Source organism: Pseudomonas sp. A1230, assembly GCF_044218825.1.
GTDB classification, from domain to species: Bacteria; Pseudomonadota; Gammaproteobacteria; order Pseudomonadales; family Pseudomonadaceae; genus Aquipseudomonas; species Aquipseudomonas iridis.
The window spans coordinates 5,242,826-5,259,223 of the sequence record NZ_CP162582.1 but is presented as its reverse complement, the minus strand read 5'-3'; the positions used below and the strand labels follow the sequence as shown (position 1 = coordinate 5,259,223).

Annotated in this window: 16 protein-coding genes; 10 read left to right on the top strand and 6 right to left on the bottom strand. The window is 58.4% G+C overall.

What is annotated here, in order from left to right; genetic code table 11:
- Window positions 1-4 precede the first annotated feature (4 nt).
- Window positions 5-424, bottom strand: a complete 420-nt coding sequence (locus AB4P97_RS24635; RefSeq protein WP_047299219.1) for a lipoprotein — start codon at window positions 422-424, stop codon at window positions 5-7.
- 40 nt (window positions 425-464) lie between these two features.
- On the bottom strand, window positions 465-887 hold the full coding sequence (locus AB4P97_RS24630) for a hypothetical protein (protein ID WP_047299218.1): 423 nt from the start codon (window positions 885-887) through the stop codon (window positions 465-467).
- A gap of 59 nt (window positions 888-946) precedes the next feature.
- Here AB4P97_RS24630 and AB4P97_RS24625 point away from each other — a divergent pair, with 59 nt between their 5' ends.
- Window positions 947-2,023 (top strand): aminopeptidase, encoded by a 1,077-nt coding sequence (locus AB4P97_RS24625; RefSeq protein ID WP_395601728.1) that lies wholly within the window; start codon window positions 947-949, stop codon window positions 2,021-2,023.
- Window positions 2,024-2,187: 164 nt separating this feature from the next.
- Here AB4P97_RS24625 and AB4P97_RS24620 read toward each other — a convergent pair whose 3' ends face one another.
- Both AB4P97_RS24620 and AB4P97_RS24615 read right to left on the bottom strand, forming a co-directional pair.
- Entirely contained in the window at window positions 2,188-2,838 is a 651-nt protein-coding gene (locus AB4P97_RS24620; RefSeq protein ID WP_042556989.1) for an HAD family hydrolase, read from the bottom strand.
- 29 nt (window positions 2,839-2,867) lie between these two features.
- A complete protein-coding gene (locus AB4P97_RS24615; protein WP_042556988.1) occupies window positions 2,868-3,413 on the bottom strand; it encodes a gamma carbonic anhydrase family protein in 546 nt (181 codons plus the stop codon).
- An 89-nt stretch (window positions 3,414-3,502) separates the two neighbouring features.
- Between AB4P97_RS24615 and prlC the strand changes: the two genes are divergently transcribed.
- The 3 genes from prlC (at window position 3,503) to AB4P97_RS24600 (ending at window position 7,983) form a co-directional block, all read left to right on the top strand.
- Window positions 3,503-5,554 carry an oligopeptidase A gene (gene prlC, locus AB4P97_RS24610; RefSeq protein WP_395601727.1) on the top strand — a complete coding sequence of 684 codons (2,052 nt, stop codon included), beginning with the start codon at window positions 3,503-3,505 and terminating at the stop codon, window positions 5,552-5,554.
- On the top strand, window positions 5,551-5,841 hold the full coding sequence (locus AB4P97_RS24605) for a YheV family putative zinc ribbon protein (protein WP_042556987.1): 291 nt from the start codon (window positions 5,551-5,553) through the stop codon (window positions 5,839-5,841). The genes prlC and AB4P97_RS24605 overlap by 4 nt, the downstream gene beginning before the upstream one ends.
- Window positions 5,842-5,952: 111 nt before the next feature.
- Window positions 5,953-7,983 (top strand): M3 family metallopeptidase, encoded by a 2,031-nt coding sequence (locus AB4P97_RS24600; RefSeq protein WP_395601726.1) that lies wholly within the window; start codon window positions 5,953-5,955, stop codon window positions 7,981-7,983.
- On the opposite strand, the gene AB4P97_RS24595 is transcribed toward AB4P97_RS24600, so the two are convergent.
- Entirely contained in the window at window positions 7,984-8,628 is a 645-nt protein-coding gene (locus AB4P97_RS24595; RefSeq protein WP_273877460.1) for a tyrosine-protein phosphatase, read from the bottom strand.
- Between the two features lie 307 nt (window positions 8,629-8,935).
- On the opposite strand from AB4P97_RS24595, the gene AB4P97_RS24590 reads away from it, so the two are divergent.
- The 4 genes from AB4P97_RS24590 (at window position 8,936) to AB4P97_RS24575 (ending at window position 13,623) form a co-directional block, all read left to right on the top strand.
- Window positions 8,936-9,682, top strand: coding sequence for a gluconate 2-dehydrogenase subunit 3 family protein (locus AB4P97_RS24590; RefSeq protein WP_042556984.1), 747 nt, complete (start codon window positions 8,936-8,938; stop codon window positions 9,680-9,682).
- A 2-nt stretch (window positions 9,683-9,684) separates the two neighbouring features.
- On the top strand, window positions 9,685-11,469 hold the full coding sequence (locus tag AB4P97_RS24585; protein WP_042556983.1) for a GMC family oxidoreductase: 1,785 nt from the start codon (window positions 9,685-9,687) through the stop codon (window positions 11,467-11,469).
- Between the two features lie 12 nt (window positions 11,470-11,481).
- Entirely contained in the window at window positions 11,482-12,783 is a 1,302-nt protein-coding gene (locus tag AB4P97_RS24580; protein ID WP_395601725.1) for a c-type cytochrome, read from the top strand.
- Window positions 12,784-13,059: 276 nt separating this feature from the next.
- Window positions 13,060-13,623 (top strand): hypothetical protein, encoded by a 564-nt coding sequence (locus tag AB4P97_RS24575; RefSeq protein ID WP_042556981.1) that lies wholly within the window; start codon window positions 13,060-13,062, stop codon window positions 13,621-13,623.
- Between the two features lie 123 nt (window positions 13,624-13,746).
- Here AB4P97_RS24575 and AB4P97_RS24570 read toward each other — a convergent pair whose 3' ends face one another.
- A complete protein-coding gene (locus AB4P97_RS24570; protein ID WP_042556980.1) occupies window positions 13,747-14,049 on the bottom strand; it encodes a hypothetical protein in 303 nt (100 codons plus the stop codon).
- A gap of 245 nt (window positions 14,050-14,294) precedes the next feature.
- Between AB4P97_RS24570 and AB4P97_RS24565 the strand changes: the two genes are divergently transcribed.
- Window positions 14,295-15,353 carry a PA0069 family radical SAM protein gene (locus tag AB4P97_RS24565; RefSeq protein WP_042556979.1) on the top strand — a complete coding sequence of 353 codons (1,059 nt, stop codon included), beginning with the start codon at window positions 14,295-14,297 and terminating at the stop codon, window positions 15,351-15,353.
- A gap of 237 nt (window positions 15,354-15,590) precedes the next feature.
- On the top strand, window positions 15,591-16,319 hold the full coding sequence (locus tag AB4P97_RS24560; RefSeq protein ID WP_047299211.1) for a carbonic anhydrase: 729 nt from the start codon (window positions 15,591-15,593) through the stop codon (window positions 16,317-16,319).
- Window positions 16,320-16,398 lie beyond the last annotated feature (79 nt).

The following is a 16,398-nucleotide window of genomic DNA, read 5'->3' as shown; positions in this document are numbered from 1 at the left end:
TCGCTCAAGGTACACAGTTGACCTGTCGTTCCTTGGCAACGATCTGCCCCTGGCTATTGATCAACCGGGCGCTTGGCGTAAAGGCCAGCGACCGTGCCTCCAGCCGATAACGTTGCCCCGCCTCGAAATCATCGTAACGCACGGTCATGTAACACAGCCGCTCCTGCGGATCGGTGTCCATGCCCTGACCGCCGCCAAACACCTCGAAATCAAAACGCACCCTCAGTTCGTGACTCCCCGGCGTGACCTGGAAAAAACGTCCGTCGGTCATCCTTTGCTTGTCCACTCGATCGGCCATCAACACCTTGCCGCCGGGGGTGGGCATGGCAAAGTCGACCCAGGCCATGGTGGGATCGACCGCCGGCATCGGGCTCTGGCAGCCGGCAACCACACTTGCTGCAAGCAACAGCGTTAACCTGCGCATGATCAATGTCCTTTGGATGAGAGTGCCAGCATAGCGCCGATCAGGTTTTCTGACAGCCCGCCGGCGTACCCTGCCCGACGACTTTGCGCTGCTCGTCATAAAGTTTCGCCCACGGGCGGAAACCGATACTGCCGGCCTGCAACTGATAACGCTGGCCGGCGTTGAAGTCCTTGAATTTCACGCTCAACTGGCAATCACGCCAGAGCGGCTCGGCGTTCGGGCCGATATTCGTCGCCTCGACCGGGAATTGATAACGCACCTTCAGTTCATGACTGCCGGGCTGCACCTCGAAATAACGGTTGTCGACGGCGGCCTTGCTATCGACTTGCAGCGCCTGTAGCGCCGTGTCCTGCTGCCGGGCATCGAGATCGATCCAGGCTTGCGAAGGGTCAGGATCGGGCATTCCGAATCCGGCACAACCGGCCAGCGTCAGCAGGCCTCCTGTCAGCATCAACATGCGCATAGCGAAGCTCCAATGGGCGGGATAGTCTTGCGGGCAGACTTTCCAGAGGGTTTCTTATTTTGATCAGGCCGCTTCCAAGCCATCGGTTACTTGATCGCGTTTTTCGGATTTTGTTTCCGGGTGTGATGCTTTTGTTGCTCAACGGTTGTGCAAGCGTCAGCTATTACAGCCAGCTGGCCAGCGGTCAGTGGCAATTGCTGCAGGCCCGCGAACCGGTCGCCAACGTGATTGCCGACCCAAGCCGCGATGCGAAATTACGCACGCACCTGGTCCAGTCGCAGCAGGCCCGGTCTTTTGCCAGCGAACACCTGCATCTGCCGGACAACCAGAGTTATCGCCTGTACGCCGACATTTGCCGGCCTTTCGTGGTGTGGAATGTATTCACCACCACAGAGTTTTCCCTGACCCCGCAAAACCACTGCTTCCCGATTGCCGGGTGCGTGGCCTATCGCGGTTATTACAGTCAGAGCGCCGCGCGGGGTGAAGCTGCGATCCAGCGCTTGCAGGGCATGGACGTTTCAATTGGCGGTGTCGAGGCCTATTCGACGCTGGGCTGGTTCAACGACCCGATCCTCAATTCGATGATGGGCTGGGGCGACGAACGCCTGGCCACGCTGATCTTCCATGAACTGGCGCATCAGCAGTTCTATGTGAAGGACGACACCGAGTTCAACGAGTCGTTTGCCACGTTTGTCGAGCAGGAAGGTACTCGGCAATGGCGGGCGTTTCGCGGATTGCCGGCGGATACCAACTCCCGACTCAAGCAGCGTGATCAGTTCATCGCGTTGGTACTTGCTACGCGCTCGCGGCTGGAGACGTTGTATGCACAGCCGCTGCCCGTCGAGCAGATGCGCGAGCGCAAAGCGGCCGAGTTCGAGCAGTTTCGCCGGGATTACCGGGTGATGCGTGACAGCCAGTGGGCCGGGGACAAGCGTTATGACGCCTGGGTGAATACGCCGCTGAACAATGCGCGGCTGCTGCCCTTCGGGCTATATGACCAATGGGTGCCGGCGTTTGCGGCATTGTTCAGCCAAGTTGGAGGGGATTGGCTGAAGTTTTATGCGGAGGTCGAGAGGCTGGGTGGGTTGCCGGTTGTGGAGCGTAAATTGGCATTGAAAACTTTGGCAGACTCTTAGCCCTTCAGTGGCTGATCCGGCCTCATCGCTGGCAAGCCAGCTCCCACAGGGATTTTGCTGAACTTGAAACCACTTACCTGTGGGAACAGATCTCACAGTGAATGCGGTGCCCCTGGTGACACCGCTTTCATGTGGGAGCAGGCTTGCCAGCGATGACGTATTGATCAGCGCTGCAAAAATGCCTGGTGCAACTCGGCCAGCGTTTCAAAGTGATAAGCCGGTGTCTCGGCATTCAACTCTTCAAAACTGCCAAACCCATAACCCACCGCCGCCGCGTCCAGACCATTGCTGCGCGCGCCAATCAGGTCGTGCTTGCGATCGCCGATCATCAAGGTGTTCGCCGGGTCCAGCCCTTCTTCCGCGAGCAGGTGCGCAATCAGCTCAACCTTGTTGGTCCGCGTGCCATCCAGCTCACTGCCGTAGATCACCTTGAAGTGCCGGGCAAAGTCGAAGTGCCGGGCAATCTCGCGGGCGAACACCCAGGGTTTGGACGTTGCGATGTAGAGCTGCCGACCTTGGCCACTCAGGGTTTCCAGCAGCGGCGTGACGCCCTCGAACACGCGGTTTTCATACAGGCCGGTGACCTTGAAGCGCTCGCGATAGAAATTCACCGCCTCCCACGCCTTCGCTTCATCAAAGTCGTAAAACTGCATGAATGCCTGCAACAGCGGCGGGCCGATGAAGTGCTCAAGCTTGGTCAGGTCTGGCTCATCAATGCCAAGTTTGCTCAGCGCGAACTGGATAGAACGGGTGATGCCCTCACGCGGATCGGTCAGGGTGCCATCGAGGTCGAACAGTACGGTCTGGTAATGCATGAATATTCCTGAGCAGTCGCGAATTCGATTCAGAGTGTGTCGTAGCCTTCGGCCAGGTGCAGGTCCTTGAGCTTCACGTAGTTCGCCGCGCTGTAGGTGAAGAAGGCGTTTTCCTTGTCGGTCAGCGCCCGGACCTGTTTCACCGGGCTTCCCACGTAAAGGAAGCCGCTGTGCAGACGCTTACCCGGCGGCACCAGGCTGCCAGCGCCGATGATCACGTCGTCTTCGACCACCGCGCCGTCCATGACGATGCTGCCCATGCCGATCAACACGCGGCTGCCGACGGTGCAGCCATGCAGCATGACTTTGTGGGCGATGGTCACATCATCGCCGATCAACAACGGGAAGCCATCGGGGTTGAACGGGCCGGCGTGGGTAATGTGCAACACGCAGCCATCCTGCACGCTGGTGCGCGCACCGATGCGGATGCGGTGCATGTCGCCGCGGATGACTGTCAGCGGCCAGACGGAGCTGTCTTCGCCGATTTCGACGTCGCCGATCACCACCGCGGAGCCGTCGACAAAGGCGCCTTTGCTCAACTGCGGGGTATGGTTCTGGTATTTGCGAAGGGACACGATTAGTTCTCTCTCTGTCGCCGATAGCTGCGGTGAGTGTCGATTGTAATTAAGATGGGCACATGTTTCTTCCAGCCAAGGTGCCAACCGTGAGCGTGAACAACCCTCTTCTGCAGTCCTACGACCTGCCGCCGTTCTCCACGATCCGTGCCGAACACGTCCTGCCAGCCATCGAAACCATCCTGGCCGACAACCGCGTCGCCATCGCCGAAATCCTCAAGAGCCAAGGCCAGAACCCTACCTGGGCCGGCCTGGTATTGGCGATGGACGAACTCAATGATCGCCTCGGCGCAGCCTGGAGCCCGGTCAGCCACCTCAACGCCGTGTGCAACAGCGCCGAACTGCGTGAAGCCTACGAGTCGTGCCTGCCAGCGTTGAGCGCCTACTCCACCGAGATGGGCCAGAACCGCGAACTGTTCCAGGCCTTCGAAGCGCTGGCCAACAGTCCGGAAGCCGCCGGTTTCGACGTCGCGCAAAAAACTATCCTGGAACATGCCCTGCGTGACTTCCGTCTGTCGGGCATCGACCTGCCGGAGGCCGAACAGAAGCGCTACGCCGAAGTGCAAAGCAAGCTGTCCGAGCTGGGCAGCCGTTTCTCCAACCAGCTGCTCGATGCCACTCAAGCGTGGACCAAGCACATTACCGACGAAGCCGTCCTCGCCGGACTGACCGATTCGGCCAAGGCGCAAATGGCTGCCGCGGCCCAGGCCAAGGACCTCGATGGCTGGTTGATCACCCTGGAATTCCCAAGCTACTACGCGGTGATGACTTACGCCCAGGACCGTGCGCTGCGCGAAGAAGTCTACGCCGCCTACTGCACCCGCGCCTCGGATCAAGGCCCGAACGCCGGTCAGAACGACAACGGTCCGGTGATGGAAGAAATTCTCGACCTGCGTCAGGAGCTGGCAAAACTCTTGGGCTTCGCCAGTTTCTCCGAGTTGAGCCTTGCTACCAAAATGGCCGAGTCCAGCGATCAGGTGCTGAGCTTCCTGCGCGATCTGGCCAAACGCAGCAAGCCGTTCGCCGCCCAGGATCTGCAACAACTGCGCGCCTACGCCGCCGAGCAGGGTTGCGCTGATCTGCAAAGCTGGGATGTGGGTTTCTACGGCGAAAAACTTCGCGAACAACGCTACAGCGTCGCCCAGGAAACCCTGCGCGCCTACTTCCCGATCGACAAGGTTCTCGATGGTCTGTTCGCCATCGTCCAGCGTCTGTACGGCATCGAGATCGCCGAGCAGAAAGGCTTCGACACATGGCACCCGGATGTTCGCCTGTTCGAAATCAAGGAAAACGGCCAGCACGTCGGCCGCTTCTTCTTCGATCTGTATGCCCGCGCCAACAAGCGTGGCGGTGCGTGGATGGACGGCGCCCGCGACCGTCGCCGTACTGTCGATGGCGTGCTGCAAAGCCCGGTCGCCAATCTGGTGTGCAACTTCACCCCGGCCGACAGCGGCAAGCCTGCACTGCTGACCCACGATGAAGTGACCACGCTGTTCCACGAATTCGGCCACGGCCTGCATCACCTGCTGACCCGCGTCGAGCATGCCGGCGTGTCGGGCATCAACGGCGTGGCGTGGGATGCGGTCGAGCTGCCGAGCCAGTTCATGGAAAACTGGTGCTGGGAGCCGGAAGGCCTCGCGCTGATTTCCGGTCACTACGAAACCGGCGAAGCGCTGCCTCAGGACCTGCTGGAAAAAATGCTCGCGGCGAAGAACTTCCAGTCCGGCCTGATGATGGTGCGTCAGCTGGAATTCTCGCTGTTCGATTTCGAACTGCATGCCACTCACGGTGATGGCCGCAGCCCGCTGCAAGTGCTCGAAGGCGTACGTGACGAGGTGTCGGTGATGCGTCCTCCGGCCTACAACCGCTTCCCCAACAGCTTTGCGCACATCTTCGCCGGCGGTTACGCGGCGGGTTACTACAGCTACAAGTGGGCGGAAGTGCTGTCGGCCGATGCGTTTTCGAAATTCGAAGAAGACGGTGTGCTCAACGCTGAAACCGGTCGCGCCTTCCGCGAAGCGATTCTGGCGCGCGGCGGCTCGCAAGCGCCGATGGTGCTGTTCGTCGACTTCCGTGGCCGTGAGCCATCGATTGACGCACTGTTGCGTCACAGCGGCCTGACCGAGGGCGCGGCAGCATGAGTGAGGGGCCAGTGATCACCAAAAAACGCTTTATCGCCGGGGCTGTCTGCCCGGCGTGCAGCGAGCCGGACAGACTGATGATGTGGAACGAGGACACCGTGCCCCACCGCGAATGCGTGGCCTGCGGTTATTCCGACACGCTGAACGAGCAAGGGCTGTCGGTTCCAAAGGAGCTGGGCACGCGGGTCAACACCAGCGCGCTGAAACCGCCAGCGGACAAGAAAGTCCAGGCAGTGCAGTTTTTCCCTAATCCGAAACTTGCGAAAAAGCCTGACGAGCAACATTGAGTCAGTACCACCTTCCACCGATCAGCGGTGGAAGGTGGTAACTATCTACCGCCCTTCCCCTGCGCTTCCTGCCTAGGCTGGCCCTTTCAGCCAACCCTCAAGGAAGACGTCATGCCTGACACCAATCCGCTTTTACAACACTGGTCATTGCCCCCGTGGTCGGACATTCGCGCCGAGCATCTGCTGCCCGCCATCAACGTGATCGTTGCCGAAAACCAGCAGATCATTGCCCAAGTGATCGCCAGCCAGACCGAGCATCCAAACTGGGATGATCTGGTGGTGGCCATCGATTCGGCCGATGCGCGCCTGACGGAAGCAGTGGGCATTATCGACACGCTATCGAAGGTCAAATCCGACGACGCCGACTGGCTCAGGGAAAGCGCGTTGTGCAGCCACGCTGCAGGCCAATACATAGACGACAAGACCGCCAATCTCGAGTTGTACCGGACCTATCAACGCCTGGCGCAAAGTGCGGTTGCCGCCAGTTTCGATGATCAGCGCAAAGCCTCGCTGGCGAAGATTCTGCGCAGTTTCCGCTTGTCCGGTATCGAACTGCAGCCAGCGCAACAGCAAAAACTTGCCCGCCTGAGCCGGGATATCCGGAATCTGGAGCAATTGTTTCAAAGCAATCTGGAACTGGCCAACGCCGCGTGGAGCAAGCGCATCAACGACATCACGCTACTTCAAGGCCTGTCTGCCGAGGTACAGGCACGTCTGGCCCTCAAGGCGAAATCGGCTGGACACAGCGGCTGGTTGCTCACGCTGGATCAGAACACCTATCGACAAATCATGACTCATGCGCAAAACCGCGCGCTGCGTGAAGAGTACTTCACGGCCTGGATCAACCGCGCGTCTGATCGAGGCCCGCAGGCAGAAAAACTCGACAACGATCCGGTCCTCTCGGTGCTGGTCGCGTTGCGCCACGAAAAAGCCCAATTATTGGGCTTCGAGAATTTCGTCGAGTTGCGCCTGGCAAACCGTATGGCCACCTCCCCGGCGCAAGTCAGTGCGTTTATACGCCAGCAAATAGTACTGAATACGCCGCATCTGCTGAGTGATACGCAGGGGTTGAAAGCCTTTGCGCTCACCCTGGGGTATGCAGATATCCAACCGTGGGATGAGGAATTTCTCGCCGAGCAATTACGCCTGCAACAATTGAACGGGGCGCTAAAAGGCTTGCGCCAGTATTTTTCGCTTGATGACACGTTGCGTAAACTCTGCCGGTTCTGCGAGCACCTGTTTGGCATCACCATCGTCGAGCAGACAGCACTCAGCCACTGGCATGACAGCGTCCGACTGTTGGATATCAGCGAGCACGGGCAAGTGATCGGGCACATCTACGTTGACCCTTTCCACCGCGAAGACGCCACTGATTTTGCGTTCACCTCCGTGTTACGCATTCGCAGTATCAATGCCGAGGGGCGACCAGCGCTGCCGATCGCTTGCCTTAATTGCAATTTCCCGCCTGCCACCGAAGCGCACCCGTGCCTGCTCTCCCACGAAAACCTGCGGGTGCTGTTTCACGAGTTCGGCCATTGTTTGCAGCATGTGCTGACGCGCTCGCCCCATCGCAACCTGGCGGGGATCTCTCAACTGGGACGCGACACGGCGGAATTCGCCGGGCAGCTGTTCGAGCATTGGTGTCAGTCGCCAGACTTTCTGCTGTGGCTGGGGGCGCATTACCAGAGCGGCGAACGTCTGACAGCGGCGCGAGTCAACACCGCACTGGCTGCGCTTGGCGCCCAGACCAGTCGCTCAACCACCCTACTGCTGCTGACGGCGTTGTTTGATCTGGAGTTGCATCGCAGCCATGGTGATGGCCGCAGCATCGAACAGGTCTTCGAGGATTTGCAACGCGAGATGCCGCACCTGCGACTGTCGGGTTATCACCGTTTCGCCTTTGGCTTTGATTACCTGGTGACCGGTTACGAAGCGTCGGTCTATGCCTACAAGTGGTCAGGGGTGCTGGCGACCGAAGCGTTCAAGCGGTTCCAGCGGGACGGGGTTTTCAACCCGCAAGCGGGCCGCGCTTTTCGCGAGGCGTTCTTTGCCCCTGGCGACTCCGGCTCGTTGCTGACCGCGCTGGAAGCCTTTCTCGGCCAACCGGTCGACACGCAACTCTTTGCAGCCACCACCGATTGATCACTTCAGATTAACCGTCTGAAACCAGCTCTTCAGCGAACAGGTCGCAAACGCGCTGGTGCTGCAATCACCATTGGCCAGCGCGGTACGCAGCTTGTCGACATCAGCCTGCATCACATAGCGCACGCTGTCGCGGAAGTGGCCGCTTTCACCAAAACCACCTTGGGTCATTTCGTTCAGAGCGTCCTCTTTGCTCCAGCCTTGCACCACTACGCGGTACATCGCGGCCATCAGCCCGGTGCGGTCGGAACCGTGCTTGCAGTGCATCAACACCGGGCCACTGGCCTCGGCTTCCTGAATCGCACGCAGGGTCTTGAGCACATCACTGTCGTCGACGTGGTTGGTGCGATACGTTAATTGCACTTGATGAATGCCGGGCGTGGACAGCCAGTTGCTATCGGCTTCGGGCAGGAAGTTGATGACCGTGGCCACTTTCAGATTTTTCAATAACGGCACAGCACCGTCGTCGGGCAACGCGCTGCGGTACAGCGTTGGCGACATCTGGAACAGGTTGTATTGCACTTCAATCGGCTGCGCCCATTGCGCAGGACGAAGGGCCGCAGGCTCGGCAGCCTGTGCCGGAAACAACTGCAGGAGCATTACAAGCGACAAGCACACAGCAGGAAAAAAATGCACTCGGGACATGCTGGATTAACCGTATCGGGATTTTCAGTGACAGGAGCCTCAGCGTCGCCGTTTGGCGGTCAAAGCCCCGTGAGCCGGGTGTCAAAGAAGCGTGAATCGGCATTCTTTCCTCAACCCTCCCCGCGCAATTCCAGTCTTTTTTGCGCTTTATCGATTCATCCAGATGCTTAGCCTGCTACCATTTGTCACATCTTGTTGCAGACACGTCCCCCTTTTACGGGTCAAACCGGCCACGTCGCGACAGCAAATCCTCAAGCCGTTCGCAGAAACGGTTGACCAATCTTGATGCCTGATGAGGTGCAACCCAATGTCTGATGAAAATCGAGACAACCCGCGGCGTGATTTTTTACGCAAATCCCTGACCCTGATTCCAGTGGTCACCCTCGCCGGCACCGGTTTGGGCAGCAGTGTTCTGCATGCCTCGCCTGAAGCCGCTCCGGCCACACCCGCGGCGCCACCGGCTCGCGCTGACGCGGGCGTTTATCAGCCGAGCTATTTCACCGCAGAGGAATGGGCCTTCATCAATGCCGCCGTGGCGCAGCTGATTCCCGCTGACGCTCAAGGCCCAGGTGCGATCGAAGCGGGCGTGCCGGAATACATCGATCGTCAAATGAACACGCCCTACGCTGCCGGAGCCCTCTGGTACATGCAGGGTCCGTTCAACGCTGAAGCGGCGCCGGAGATGGGTTGGCAAAGCAAATTGGTCCCTAAAGAGATCTATCGTCTCGGCATCGCCGCCACGGATCAGTGGACCAAAGCCCTCAACGGTAAAACATTTGCTGAGCAAGACAGCGCTACCCGAGACGATTTGCTCAAGCAACTCGAAGCCGGCAAACCGCAGTTCGATAGCGTCCCGGCGAAGATTTTCTTCAACCTGCTGCTGCAAAACACCAAAGAAGGATTCTTCTGCGACCCGATCCATGGCGGCAATAAAGGCATGGTCGGCTGGACCATGATCGGCTTCCCCGGCGCCCGCGCCGATTTCATGGATTGGGTGGAACGCAACGAGCAATACCCCTTCCCGGCAGTTTCGATTCGCGGCGAGAGGGCGTGAGCATGGCAACCGTAATGAAGAAGGTCGACGCAGTGATCGTCGGTTTTGGCTGGACCGGCGCGATCATGGCCAAGGAACTGACCGAAGCCGGCCTCAACGTGCTGGCGCTGGAGCGCGGGCCGATGCAGGACACCTACCCCGACGGCAATTATCCGCAGGTGATCGACGAACTCACCTACAGCGTGCGCAAAAAACTCTTTCAGGACATCTCCAAAGAGACCGTCACCATTCGCCACAGCGTCAACGACATCGCCCTGCCGAACCGCCAGTTGGGTGCGTTCCTGCCGGGCAATGGCGTCGGCGGCGCCGGGCTGCACTGGTCGGGTGTGCACTTTCGCGTCGACCCGATCGAGTTGCGCATGCGCAGCCACTACGAAGAACGCTACGGCAAAAGCTTCATTCCCAAGGACATGACCATTCAGGACTTCGGCGTCAGCTATGAAGAGCTGGAGCCGTTCTTCGATTACGCCGAAAAAGTCTTCGGCACTTCGGGCCAGGCCTGGACCGTCAAAGGTCAGTTGGTCGGTCAGGGCAAGGGGGGTAACCCTTACGCGCCGGACCGCTCGAACCCTTTCCCGCTGGAAGCGCAGAAGAACACGGTTTCCGCACAGCTGTTCGGCAAAGCAGCCACAGAGGTTGGCTACAAACCCTACAACCTGCCTTCGGCAAATACTTCAGGGCCGTACACCAATCCCTACGGCGCGCAGATGGGCCCGTGCAACTTCTGCGGATTTTGCAGCGGTTACGTTTGCTACATGTATTCCAAAGCCTCGCCGAACGTGAACATTCTGCCGGCGCTCAAACCGTTGCCGAATTTCGAGCTGCGGGCCAATTCCCATGTGCTGCGGGTCAATCTCGACAGCAGCAAAACCAAAGCCACCGGCGTCACCTACATCGATGCGCAAGGTCGGGAGATCGAGCAACCGGCGGATCTGGTGATCCTCGGCGCGTTCCAGTTGCACAACGTGCGACTGATGCTGCTCTCCGGGATCGGCAAGCCTTACGATCCGATCAGCGGCGAAGGCGTGGTCGGGCGCAACTTCGCTTACCAGAACATGGCAACGATCAAGGCGTTCTTCGACAAGGACACCCACACCAACAACTTCATCGGGGCCGGCGGTAACGGTGTGGCGCTGGATGATTTCAACGCCGACAACTTCGACCACGGCCCGCACGGCTTCGTCGGCGGCTCGCCGATGTGGGTCAACCAGGCCGGCAGCCGACCGATTGCCGGCACCTCGAACCCGCCGGGCACGCCGGCCTGGGGCAGCGCATGGAAACGCGCGACCGCCGATTACTACACCCACCAGGTGTCGATGGACGCCCACGGCGCGCATCAGTCCTACAGAGGTAACTACCTCGATCTCGATCCGGTGTACCGCGATGCCTACGGCTTGCCGCTGCTGCGCATGACCTTCGACTGGCAGGAAAACGACATCAAGATGAACCGCTTCATGGTCGAGAAAATGGGCAAGGTCGCCGAAGCGATGGGCCCGAAAGCCATTGCGGTGATCGGCAAGAAAGTCGGCGACCACTTCAATACGGCGTCCTACCAGACCACCCACCTCAACGGTGGCGCGATCATGGGCACCGATCCGAAGAAGAGCGCGTTGAACCGTTACCTGCAGAGCTGGGACGTGCACAACGTCTTCGTTCCGGGCGCCTCGGCATTCCCGCAAGGCCTGGGCTACAACCCGACCGGTCTGGTCGCGGCGTTGACCTATTGGTCGGCGAAGGCGATCCGCGAGCAATACCTGAAAAACCCCGGCCCGCTGGTTCAGGCTTAAGGAGCGATGACCATGAAGAAGTTTGTTATCGCGTCCCTTGCGCTGCTCGGCAGTGCTGCTTTGCAAGCGGCCGAAGTCGATCAATCCTTGATCAAGCAGGGTGAATATCTGTCCCGCGCCGGTGACTGCGTGGCTTGCCACACCGCGAAAAACGGCAAGCCGTTCGCCGGGGGCCTGCCAATGGAAACCCCGATCGGCACGATCTACTCGACCAATATCACCCCGGATAAAACCGGCGTGGGTGATTACAGCTTCGAGGACTTTGATCAGGCAGTGCGTCATGGCGTCGCCAAAAACGGTAGTACGTTGTACCCGGCGATGCCGTATCCGTCCTACGCCCGTGTCAGCGAAACCGACATGAAAGCGTTGTACGCGTACTTCATGCACAGCGTTGAACCCGTCGCGCAAGAGAACAAGACCAGCGACATTCCATGGCCGTTGAGCATGCGCTGGCCACTGATGGGCTGGCGCTGGATGTTTGCGCCGAAGGTCGAGGACTACAAGTCGACGTCAGACGACCCGGTGATCGATCGTGGGGCGTATCTGGTAGAAGGGCTCGGACATTGCGGCGCCTGCCATACGCCGCGTGCCCTGACCATGCAGGAAAAATCCCTGAGTGCGGCCGATGGCAACCACTTTCTGGCCGGCAGCGCGCCGCTGGAAGGCTGGATCGCCAAGAGTCTGCGTGGCGATCACAAGGATGGGCTCGGCAGCTGGAGCGAGGAGCAACTGGTGCAATTCCTCAAGACCGGCCGCAGTGATCGCAGCGCCGTGTTCGGCGGCATGAGCGATGTGGTCACCCACAGCATGCAGTACATGACCGACGCCGACCTGACGGCGATTGCGCGCTATCTCAAGTCATTGCCGGCCAATGATCCGAACGATCAGCCACACCAATACGACGCGACAGCCGCCAAGGCCCTGTGGAACGGTGATGACAGCCAGCGCGGCGCCTCGGTGTACATCGACAACTGCGCGGCATGCCATCGCACCGACGGTCACGGTTACACCCGTGTGTTCCCGGCGCTGGCAGGCAACCCGGTGTTGCAATCAGACGACCCGACCTCGCTGATTCACATTGTGCTCAAGGGCGGTACATTGCCCGCGACGCACACTGCGCCATCGACTTTCACCATGCCTGGTTTTGCCTGGCGGTTATCGGATCAGGAAGTCGCGGACGTGGTGAGCTTCATTCGTGGTAGTTGGGGTAACAAGGGCGCGCCGGTGAAGGCTGCCGATGTCGCCAACCTGCGCAAGAACGATATGCAGACAACGTCCGGGGATGATCTGGGACAGGTCACCACGCATAACTGACTGTCGGAGTGCCTAGCCCGCCGATACAGCATGTATTTCTATGCTGGATCAGCGGGCATTCGTTTCTGGGCACTAAAACCAGGGGAAAATCTCATCTACTGTCAGACTTGGCAGGGTGCATATCCGAACAGTCGATGTAACTTTCCACGCGCCGAAAACCACAACTGTAAATACATACACCTGTCAACTCTGACAGTAGCTGTTATTTGCCGTCTGACTTACTGTCTGATTGACGCAATTCAAATCTCGATATTGCGCAGGCATGGAGCAAATCACATGAGCTATTCAGTCGTGGTTGAGTTTAAGGACATTAATGCAGACGGTAAGCAAGAAGCTGTAATTTCCCGTTATAACAATGGCTATGCGAACAATCTCAAACCTGATGCAGTTGTCACGACTTACGCCAACGCCCAGGGGGAATACGACCGCGCCGAAGGGGTGGATGATGTCGAGGGAAATGACGGGGTAGATGAATTTGACACGGACACCTATACCGTCGCGGCGAGTCTGGCCTCGAAGTTGGCAGGTTTGAGCACTGTGGGCGAGGGTCGCCTGTACAGCTGCATCCTCATATCGTCTGACGGTCAAGCGAGAACGGCTAAACCGACATGCGTGAATATTGATCTATTCAAAGTTTCAAATCACGATCTGTCTCAGCCTGACGCTAACGTAAAGTTAAAGATCAATGCCACAGGTTTTTATAAGGTGGAGGATACATTGGAGGGCGAAGGCAAATTCAACATCGATGCTGACGGTGATGAAGACTCTGATGCCAATGACAAACTGATTTTCGTCAATATCGCGAATTCGTTTGTTTCAATGAGAGGCTTCGCTGGATGAACCCGTTGCCCGACTCGCGTTAACCGGGTCGCCGAAAGGAATTGATTGGCAATGAATAGCCCTGCATAAACCATCTGTGCAGGGCTTTCTTTTGCGCCGATTAAAACGCAGTAAAACTTTCTGTTACGGATTGACGATACTCACATAAGCCTTGGCCAATGCCTCCAACTTGGCCTTGTCATCACTATCAATATCGCCGTCGCCGTCCACATCCTTCTTATCGGTGCGGATGGTGAACGACTTGCCACGATCGCTGGACACCGCGACAACATAAATCGAATCAACCAAGGACTCGGTCGACAGCTGCTCTTCCGCGTCCCAGCCCAGTTCCTTGCGAGCAAGTTGCATCGAAACAATGGTATTGGGCTCAGATTGGCTCGGCAGCATCATTTGCAGAAAAACACCACGCTGATTGAGAAACGACATAAATTAAATCCTTTTATAATTAATACACAGGCATCAGTGCCGGTAAGTTGCGAAGGCTATATTTGATAACTTCCCTTCACAACCAAACATATGTTTCCCGGGTTGTCTCTGGTTCTAACTATTTATATAAACAGCGAACAGAATCGCGAGAATGATCCGCGGCGGTTTTTCTGTGGCCGAACGGTACTGGATCGTCTCGGCCCTGCTCATATACTGTATGCATATACAGACACGAGGTTCGCCCAATGATCAGCCCTCTCCCCCCTCGCGGTCGCGGCACCGCGACCAACCCGCACAACCGCTTCGCGCCAAACCGCTCGGTGGCAGAGGACGACGGCTGGTATCAGGAAGTGCCCGAAACGCAAAACACCGAGGTGATGATCGAAACCGCAAAAACCATCATTACCCGCAACACTTCGCCCGACCTGCCCTTTGATCGCTCCATCAATCCCTATCGCGGCTGCGAGCATGGCTGCATCTATTGCTACGCTCGGCCCAGCCACGCCTATTGGGACATGTCGCCCGGGCTGGACTTCGAAACCAGGCTGATCGCCAAGACCAATGCCGCGCAGGTACTGGAAGAACAGTTGAGCAAACGCGGCTATCAATGTGCACCGATCAACCTGGGTTCCAATACCGATCCGTATCAGCCGATCGAACGCGAACATAAAATCACCCGTCAGATCCTCGAAGTGCTTTTGCGCTATCGGCATCCGGTAACCATCGTCACCAAGGGCTCGCTGATCCTGCGCGATCTCGACTTGCTGACCGAACTGGCGCAGCAGCGACTGGTGGCCGTGATGATCAGCCTCACGACGCTGGACGACGAACTCAAACGCATCCTCGAGCCGCGCGCCGCAGCGCCCAAGGCGCGGTTGCGGGCGATCCGGGTGATGCGCGAAGCGGGCATTCCGGTCGGTGTGCTGTGTTCACCGATGATTCCGATGATCAACGACAGCGAGATCGAAGGCCTGCTCACCGAAGCCCACGCTGCCGGTGCGCAAAGCGCTGCGTACATGATGCTGCGCCTGCCGCTGGAGGTGGCGCCGTTGTTTGAGGAATGGCTGCAAGCGCACTATCCGCAACGGGCGGCACACGTGCTGAGCCTGATTCGCCAGAGCCGTGGCGGTGAGCTTTATGACAGCCGTTTCGGTGCGCGCATGCGGGGCGAAGGGCCGTTCGCCGATCTGCTCGCCCAGCGCTTTGCCAAGGCGATCAAGCGTCTTGGCCTCAATCATCGCGAAGGCTACAACCTCGATTGCACGGCCTTCTGTCCGCCGGGTCGCCAGATGTCGTTGATTTAGCGACAATTGACTTATGGTCGAGGGGTTGGAAACCTTCCGCCGAAAACCTCAGTCACGTTTTTTGTGACCTGGAACACACGTTCTAGAGCGTTTGATTCAGTTTGAGTTAAGTTTCGGCGGCTACCTTGTTCATCGAGTGACTGACGGGTCGGGATGACCCGGATGTTTTAAACAGCCACTGGCTTCATACCGGAATACCGGGGCAAGACTCCCTGAATCCGCCAAAGAGGATGAATCATGAGTGACAAGGATAAACAGCCGCTGGCTGCGTCGGCGCAAACCCCTGAAGCGGAATCCGCCGATGCAGCGCTGCGACAGATCGTAGACGGCTTTTTACATTTTCATCATGAGGTCTTCCCGCAGCAGGAAGAACTCTTCAAGAAACTCGCCACGGCACAAGCGCCCAAGGCGATGTTCATCACTTGCGCCGACTCGCGCATCGTTCCCGAACTGATTACCCAGAGCTCGCCCGGCGATCTGTTCGTGACGCGTAACGTCGGCAACGTCGTGCCACCTTACGGCCAGATGAACGGCGGCGTTTCCACTGCCATCGAATACGCGGTACTGGCGCTGGGCGTGCAGCACATCATCATCTGCGGCCACTCCGATTGCGGCGCCATGCGTGCGGTGCTCAACCCCGATAGCCTGGAAAAAATGCCGACGGTCAAAGCCTGGTTGCGCCACGCCGAAGTCGCGAAAACCATGGTGCATGAGAACTGTCACTGCGCCGACGAAAAAGAAAGTATGCCGATCCTCACCGAGGAAAACGTCATCGCCCAATTGCAGCACTTGCGTACCCATCCCTCGGTAGCCTCACGCATGGCGAACGGTCATCTGTTCATCCATGGCTGGGTCTACAACATCGAAACCAGTGAAATCAAAGCTTACGACGCGGATCAGGGCCGTTTCCTGCCGCTCGATGGCAGCCATCCGATTCCGGTGGCGACGCCCAAAGCGCGCTTCTAAATCTTCCTGACAATCTGTGTGGTTTGACGCCGGCCGCTGTTTCAGCGGCCCGGCCTCGCCACGCCTGAAGAAAACTTCG

Excerpts from the sequence above, each read along its gene's own strand:
- AB4P97_RS24635 (WP_047299219.1), bottom strand. The coding sequence starts at position 424 with ATGCGCAGGTTAACGCTGTTGCTTGCAGCAAGTGTGGTTGCCGGCTGC.
- AB4P97_RS24630 (WP_047299218.1), bottom strand. The coding sequence starts at position 887 with ATGCGCATGTTGATGCTGACAGGAGGCCTGCTGACGCTGGCCGGTTGT.
- AB4P97_RS24620 (WP_042556989.1), bottom strand. The coding sequence starts at position 2,838 with ATGCATTACCAGACCGTACTGTTCGACCTCGATGGCACCCTGACCGAT.
- AB4P97_RS24605 (WP_042556987.1), top strand. The coding sequence starts at position 5,551 with ATGAGTGAGGGGCCAGTGATCACCAAAAAACGCTTTATCGCCGGGGCT.
- AB4P97_RS24600 (WP_395601726.1), top strand. The coding sequence starts at position 5,953 with ATGCCTGACACCAATCCGCTTTTACAACACTGGTCATTGCCCCCGTGG.
- AB4P97_RS24595 (WP_273877460.1), bottom strand. The coding sequence starts at position 8,628 with ATGTCCCGAGTGCATTTTTTTCCTGCTGTGTGCTTGTCGCTTGTAATG.
- AB4P97_RS24590 (WP_042556984.1), top strand. The coding sequence starts at position 8,936 with ATGTCTGATGAAAATCGAGACAACCCGCGGCGTGATTTTTTACGCAAA.
- AB4P97_RS24585 (WP_042556983.1), top strand. The coding sequence starts at position 9,685 with ATGGCAACCGTAATGAAGAAGGTCGACGCAGTGATCGTCGGTTTTGGC.
- AB4P97_RS24580 (WP_395601725.1), top strand. The coding sequence starts at position 11,482 with ATGAAGAAGTTTGTTATCGCGTCCCTTGCGCTGCTCGGCAGTGCTGCT.
- AB4P97_RS24575 (WP_042556981.1), top strand. The coding sequence starts at position 13,060 with ATGAGCTATTCAGTCGTGGTTGAGTTTAAGGACATTAATGCAGACGGT.
- AB4P97_RS24570 (WP_042556980.1), bottom strand. The coding sequence starts at position 14,049 with ATGTCGTTTCTCAATCAGCGTGGTGTTTTTCTGCAAATGATGCTGCCG.
- AB4P97_RS24565 (WP_042556979.1), top strand. The coding sequence starts at position 14,295 with ATGATCAGCCCTCTCCCCCCTCGCGGTCGCGGCACCGCGACCAACCCG.
- AB4P97_RS24560 (WP_047299211.1), top strand. The coding sequence starts at position 15,591 with ATGAGTGACAAGGATAAACAGCCGCTGGCTGCGTCGGCGCAAACCCCT.